This window comes from Secundilactobacillus hailunensis (assembly GCF_005405185.1).
In the GTDB taxonomy this organism is placed as follows: domain Bacteria; phylum Bacillota; class Bacilli; order Lactobacillales; family Lactobacillaceae; genus Secundilactobacillus; species Secundilactobacillus hailunensis.
In genome coordinates this window covers 1-6,405 of the sequence record NZ_BJDO01000073.1, presented here as the reverse complement: position 1 = coordinate 6,405, position 6,405 = coordinate 1, and the positions used below count along the sequence as shown (strand labels likewise).

General features: G+C 40.9%; 4 protein-coding genes and 2 pseudogenes. 2 read left to right on the top strand and 4 right to left on the bottom strand.

Annotated elements, in window-relative coordinates:
* Window positions 1-40: 40 nt before the first annotated feature.
* On the top strand, window positions 41-130 hold the full coding sequence (locus FFM73_RS13045; protein WP_021353390.1) for a putative holin-like toxin: 90 nt from the start codon (window positions 41-43) through the stop codon (window positions 128-130).
* A gap of 157 nt (window positions 131-287) precedes the next feature.
* Here the strand turns inward: FFM73_RS13045 and FFM73_RS11830 are convergent, their stop codons facing one another.
* From FFM73_RS11830 to mobQ, 4 genes and pseudogenes are all read right to left on the bottom strand, one after another.
* Window positions 288-1,412, bottom strand: coding sequence for an ArdC-like ssDNA-binding domain-containing protein (locus FFM73_RS11830; RefSeq protein WP_137631876.1), 1,125 nt, complete (start codon window positions 1,410-1,412; stop codon window positions 288-290).
* Between the two features lie 3 nt (window positions 1,413-1,415).
* Window positions 1,416-1,631 (bottom strand): hypothetical protein, encoded by a 216-nt coding sequence (locus FFM73_RS11825; protein ID WP_016526809.1) that lies wholly within the window; start codon window positions 1,629-1,631, stop codon window positions 1,416-1,418.
* A gap of 122 nt (window positions 1,632-1,753) precedes the next feature.
* Window positions 1,754-3,775: pseudogene (locus FFM73_RS13040) on the bottom strand (type IA DNA topoisomerase).
* Between the two features lie 96 nt (window positions 3,776-3,871).
* Window positions 3,872-5,935, bottom strand: a complete 2,064-nt coding sequence (mobQ, locus tag FFM73_RS11810; RefSeq protein WP_137631873.1) for a MobQ family relaxase — start codon at window positions 5,933-5,935, stop codon at window positions 3,872-3,874.
* A 271-nt stretch (window positions 5,936-6,206) separates the two neighbouring features.
* Here mobQ and FFM73_RS11805 point away from each other — a divergent pair.
* Window positions 6,207-6,405, top strand: a pseudogene (locus tag FFM73_RS11805) (hypothetical protein); the annotation flags it as partial.

Genomic DNA, 6,405 nt, shown 5'->3' with positions numbered 1-6,405 from the left:
ATGGGAACATGGAATAATCTTCAGGAAGGTTTCACAGTCAATGAGCGTCTTCCAGACACTCTCGTTGATGTTGCTGTTTGGCACGTTTTTAATCGCGCTCCTCAGCTATATCGACAAGCACCACAAATAAAAAAGCCGCCCTGTGTAACTTTGGTAGAGGTCACAGGACGAGCTAAAATCGTTTATTAAATTTCTGCCACCGCCTTTGAAGCGGCTTGCATGGGAAGTCTTGTTAGCGCAGGACTTCCTTTTTCTGTCTCCATTATAGCATGCCCTTTAAAAACTGGCTAACGTTTTAGACTTTGATCGGGTTCAGAATCTGGTTGTTTAATTTCTGGATTCTTTTTAGCAAATGCTTGCAGCTGTTTTTGCGTTCGATTACTGATTTTCTGGTGTACATCATTTAATTTATTTTTTAGTTCTGATTTTTGTTGTGGATTCGTTGCTTGCTGAACTTGTTGTTGCAAGCCTTGATAGGACTTATTAAGATCCTGGGCTGCTAGCTTTTTTAAATCATGCTCAGGTTCTTTTTGTGCTTCTTGTAAGCCTAATTGTTTGGTTAACCCGTCACTAAGCTCAATCACTTTGTTGCTAACTTGCTGGATTTCACTTAAAGCACTATGGATCACGGCTTTATCTTTGGCCCAGGTAGCTACATAACCGAGGGAGTAATTGCCCGTATCAACCCCAATATTTTGCATGGCAACATATGCGACCGCTTCGGCTTGGGTTTCCTGATAGGCTCGTGGGCGATCTTTAAAGGCTGATTTTAACCCATGCAACTGACTATGCGCATATTCGTGATATAACGTCTTTAGTTTCAAAGCATTGTCGGGCTCATCGCCACCAATGACGATTTCATTAGTGCTGGGTTGAAAATACCCCTTAGCCCCATTTAGCGTCGCTAAAGGAACTTCACTGACTTGAAGGTCGGGTTGCTGGTTTAAATAATCTTTGAACGCGTTATATAAGCTTGTCACATTCTGATGATCAGCCAAATTTTCTTTGACAAAGTCTTTAGCGCTTAGGACAGGGTCACCACTAGTTTGTGCCACGTCGAAGATGGGTAGGTAACGATAACCAACAATGGCCCGTTCGTCGGTAGTATCAAGTCGCTTTTGCTCAGCGGGTGTTAATTTCTTAATAATCGGGGCCGCAATTCGAATGGACTTAGCGCCCTTATTAACGGTGCGGTTAAAATCTGTTTGCCATTGCTTAAAGCCCGCGACCTGGGTCGCTTGCGGATTTTGCGCATAAATCAAATCAATGTTTCTGGCGCTATAATGATGGAATTTAGCCAAGGTATTGAGGTACTTTTTAAATTGGCCACTATCAGTTAATTTTAGGATTTGTTGTTCAGCCTGGGCGACCAATTGTGCTTTCCAGGCTTTAACGTCTGCTTTACTCGGCATTGTCTACCCCTCCTCATCTTCAAAAATATCATTCAATGTCGGCAATGATCTTATTTGAATCGAGGTCGTGCCATAAAGGGCAACGTAACCGTCAGATAATTTTTGCCAAGCTACTTGATAATAGGCCCCGTTACCAGTAATTTCTTTTAAATACTTGTAGGTTCCTTTAGTCTGCAAAACCGGTAATTCACTCCCAATGACTGTTAATTCGTTATCCATATTTATGATCTCCTTTGCGTTGCTAATCTCACCCGTTGTTTAGGTTTACTTTTAGGGTTGTAAAAGTGAACCTAAATGACGGGTTCACCAACCGGAACGTAGTGTAGGGCGGTAGGCAGGTTCTAATCAAAATCAAAACTTAATTTATGGCCGTCAAGCTTTAACTTGGCGTCAAACGACTTTCCTTTTTTGCTCTTGAACCCCTTTAGTTTGCTGGTTTCCCCCTTAGTGATTAAGGCTTTGATCGCAGTTTTACCGAGGGTTTTACTGCTCCATTTCTTGGGCAGGGTAAAGTCTTCGCCTTGCTTAGGCTTTACAATGTAAAACTTCTGTTTATTTAAAACGGTCGCTTGCGGTGTTTCTAAGAAGACCTCGGCGGCTTTTTGGGCTTGCTGTTGATGATTAATTTGTTGCTTAATGGCTGCACTACCAGTTAATTGTGTGGGGACATCAGCAAGCAACTTTGCCACGAACTTTTTGATTTGGTTCAAAAAGTTATCCGGGGTGCGTTCTTCGGTACTGATTTGTTGTAACGCTTGCTCCCATTTTGCTGTCATCTCTGGGCTAGTTAACAAGGGTTCGAGTTCGACCGCTTTACATAATGTGATCCCAGCTTCACTGACGTGGAGTTTGTTCTTTTCAGTGACGAGATACCCGCGTTTCTTTAACACTTCTAGCACATTGGCCCGGGTCGCACTTGTCCCAATTCCTTGCACGTCTTTGAGAATCGCCTGGGCTTCTTCATCATCAAGCGTTTTACCGGCCGTCTTCATGGCTGTGATTAATGTCCCTTCGGTAAACGGTACTAGTGGGGTCGTTTCTTTTTGCGGTGTTTGCAGATTTGCTTGAACTTGGTCGCCTTGGTGAACGATCGGTAGGGTGGCTGCCTTTTGCTGGTCGGCTTTGTTTTCATCAAATAAAGCTTGCCAACCCTGCTTAGTTGGGACCTTACCGGTTGCTTTAAAATTGGCGTCACCAACTTGGGTGATAATGGTGGTTTCCTCGTACTCATACGGATCAGCAAACATCGCTAACGTCGTTCTTAAAACCAAATCATAGACCTGTTGCTGTAATTTAGGCAAGCTGGCCAGTTCCTCTTTCGTCGGCACGACTTTAGTCATAATAATGGCGTAGTGTTCTTCAACCTTTTTCCCATTAACATAGCGCTTATTCGGGGTGGTATTGGTTAAAGCGACTCGCTTAGAGGCTAACCCCAGATACTTCGTCAGATTAGCCACTAAATACTCAAATTCTTCATTAGTGATATAAGCACAATCCGTTCGGGGATAACTCAACAACTTGGCTTCATATAAACTTTGAATAGCCGCTAAGGTTTGGCTGGCACTGGCATGATACCGTTTATTCATCGCACTTTGCAGACTGGATAGCGAGAATAGTTGGGGACTGGCACTCTTTTAACCTGCTTTTGCACGTCCTTGATTAAACCGCCCTGTGAGCCTTTCTGAACGTGTTTAGCTTGCATGAATGTCATTAGCCCTGTTTCATCTTTAAACCGCTGATAGGGGTCTAATTTTGCGACGAATTTTTGCTGATTGGCTAAAATTTTCGCATTTAGTTCAAAATAGGGTTCCGGCTTAAAGTTTTTGATTGTCTGGTCTCTTTGATAGACCATATACAAGGTTGGCGTCTGCACGCGACCAATTGAATACACCCCGCGCACCCCATTTTGTCTCAACAACAAAGTATATAAGGGACTACCATTCATACCGATCAACCAATCGCTAATTTGACGAGTTTGGGCTTCTTTATAAGCCAGATAGTCTTTGTGCCAATCACCAAGATTTTTGAATCCGGTAATAATCGCGTCTTTTTCTAGGCTATTCAACCAAAGGCGCTTAATCATTTTCGACTTAACATCAATATGCGCTTGGTTCATGATCGACCACGCGATATTTGACCCTTCTCGACCACTATCGGTGGTAACAATAATGGTATCGGCTTTGGTTAACAGGTCTTTAACGATCCTGAATTATGCTTGTTTACTAGCTGACACTTCAACTTTGTATTTTTCGGGCAAAATAGGGTCACTACCGTATAGTAACCCTGCTTTTTATGCTCTTTTGAAAATCTTGGACGTATGAACGGGCTTGACTAGGCTTTTCAGCTAAGATAACAGTGGTCATGTTCGTTCACTCCTTATGATTCAGCTTTTGTTCTAATTCTGTTTTGCCTTGTTCAGCCGCTTTTAACCAGGTTTAACGGTGCATTTTTTATTCCGATTACAAGTGCATGCCCCCATCTTCATGCCGATTTCGAGTTTGGTGTTGCCGTTGCTTTTTCGTCATTTCCCACTCGGCCTCTTTTAAACCTTGCGCCTGTCTTTGCCGTTGGTAATCTTCATCACGGGCATATAGAGCGGCCATGATTGCGTCACTAAAGGCCGTCTTTAGGTAATATTCTGGACTAACTGGCTTGTAGTTCAATGGTTGATAATGTCCGATATTTGCTTTTCTGTATTGGTCGTCCTTGGCTTGTTGCCCTTTTAACTGTTTTTGGATTTTCTCAATCTGACTGTTCTTGATCGTTGGATCGACTTTACATTCACCCAAAAAGAGTTGTTTAGTGCCGTCATGCTTTAAAACCCGTTGTAAGTGATGATTCTCTAACTGATCTAAGCTAAGCTGTCCCGATAAATAAGCTAGTCCTTGTTGATGTTCTTGGGTACTGAAAACCTGTGGTGGATTTGCTTGCCACTGTTCAATCGTTTCGGCCTGACATGGCTTTAAAACAGGATCATAGTACATCACGGCTGTATAGGCTTGTTCCTGTTTAATCATTGGTAATTCATTAAAATTGCCGTTAGGAAAGGCTCTTCTTAAAACTTCCTGGTATTGGGTTTGAATAACTTGCTTAACAGCCATGATTGTTCGTAAATCTTTGACTGCGCGAGTCATCTTTTGCTGCTCGGTTGGTGAATACTTTTCTAGTAGACCTTGATCAACGTGTTCTAGACTTTCTAAGCTATCATCATGAATCATTAGCGTATATTTCAGATCAATTTTGGCCTCTTTTTCTTGTTGCATTAATAACTTAAAACCAACGTATGGCCGCTTGGTAAAGGTCAATAATTGCTGGGTCAATAAATCATCACGAATATTCATTAAACGTTCGTTTAATTCACTGCCTTTGAAAACTGTTTGCTCGCTTTCGGTTTCCTTAATTAATTCTCGTCTTTCAGCTTGTGTGGTCTGTTCAAAATTAAGCTCTGGATAAAGTTTTTTCGTAGTGCGATCAACTACTTTATTTAAGAGTTCGTCTGCTTTTTTTAGTGAACTTTCTTGTTGGTTAATCGTCAATAATTGCTTAGTGACATCTTCACCAACAGCGTGCTTAATTAAGGTACTGTTTTTCCAATTAAATAGCATGCGCCGCTTATCATCTAAACTTTCCAAACTAATATAAGTTTTCAGTTCGTGGCTTAACTCTTTGACCACTTTTTTCTCGTTAAACGAGAAGTGTTTACTTAGGCTATCCAAGTGGCCTCGATTAACTACTTTATCCTGCATATTTTTATAGCCAGCTTTGGACTTACGATAGTTCTTAACTTGTTGATTAAATGCCTTTCTTTCATGTCGTTTGCTATTGATTCCCTCGTGTTGCATTGGTGTGTCAGCTATTCCCTGTTCCACAAATGATTTTTCACTGATCCGATCCGGAATATTTTTTTGCTCTAAAACCTGATTGACACTAACTGCCCAATTATGACGCCATTCAATTATTTTTTCTTTCTTATCCCAATCGACCATCAGTATCTTTCTACTCTTAGGGTACTTGCTAGTTCCGGTATACATTTTATTGCCATTCTCATCTAAAATATATTGCTTTTTACTCTTGATTCCCCATGTTCCGTCTGGGTTAAATGGTCGGTTAGTTAACATCACATGTGCGTGCGGATTATCTTGGTGGTCGCGATGAATCGCTACATCAGCTACCATGCCTTGATCAACAAAATTTTCTTGCACATATTTTGTCAGTAATTCTTTCTGTTCGGATTCACTTAATTCTACCGGTAAAGCCACGTTAAACTCTTTTGCATACCGTGAGTTTGATTTACGATCTTTCTTTTCAACTTCATTCCACAACTGCTCTCGATCACTCGCCCATTCAGGTGAATTTTTTGGCGTCAAAATAAAGCTTTCTGGCATGATCGATCGGGCATAAAAATAGTGGCGACCTTCCTTATCATCAAATAGATTTTCACCACTTCGATAAGCGGAACTGGCAATCGCACTTCGTCCTTTACCAGCACTAATATTACTAAAACTCATGTGGAATATTGCCATGTCAGTCACCGTCTTCCTTTGATTCTATGGGTTTTGACCTTGTTGTCGCCATCGGCGACTTCTAATACAGGATTTTAGCACGATTTACCCCACAATAATTTAGTGGGGTGTAAGTGCGCATTGACCTCATTTAACTCGGTCTGCTGATTCTCCTGAATTTATTTTTAGTGTATGCCTTCCGCTTCGCTATTTCAACTTTTATACTTTGACTTAACGTTTCCTATATGATATAGTTTCGGTGATTATTTCTAATATGATTGGAGGAATCGTTATGTCTAAAAGTAACTTAGAAAAACAAGAAGCTAAATTAAAAGCCCTTAATCAGAAAATTAAGGACGAAAAAAATAAGATTGAACAACGGCTAGGTAAATAAATCATCAGTCAAGCCAATTTAGATTATGCTAATTTGTCTAACGATCAGATTAAGCTTTTAGCTAAGCAATTTTCTGAATTTTTAAAGGTAAAGTCCG

Bases quoted from the DNA above. Each gene is read 5' to 3' on its own strand.
- FFM73_RS13045 (WP_021353390.1), top strand. From the start codon at position 41: ATGAGCGTCTTCCAGACACTCTCGTTGATGTTGCTGTTTGGCACGTTT.
- FFM73_RS11830 (WP_137631876.1), bottom strand. From the start codon at position 1,412: ATGCCGAGTAAAGCAGACGTTAAAGCCTGGAAAGCACAATTGGTCGCC.
- FFM73_RS11825 (WP_016526809.1), bottom strand. From the start codon at position 1,631: ATGGATAACGAATTAACAGTCATTGGGAGTGAATTACCGGTTTTGCAG.
- mobQ (WP_137631873.1), bottom strand. From the start codon at position 5,935: ATGGCAATATTCCACATGAGTTTTAGTAATATTAGTGCTGGTAAAGGA.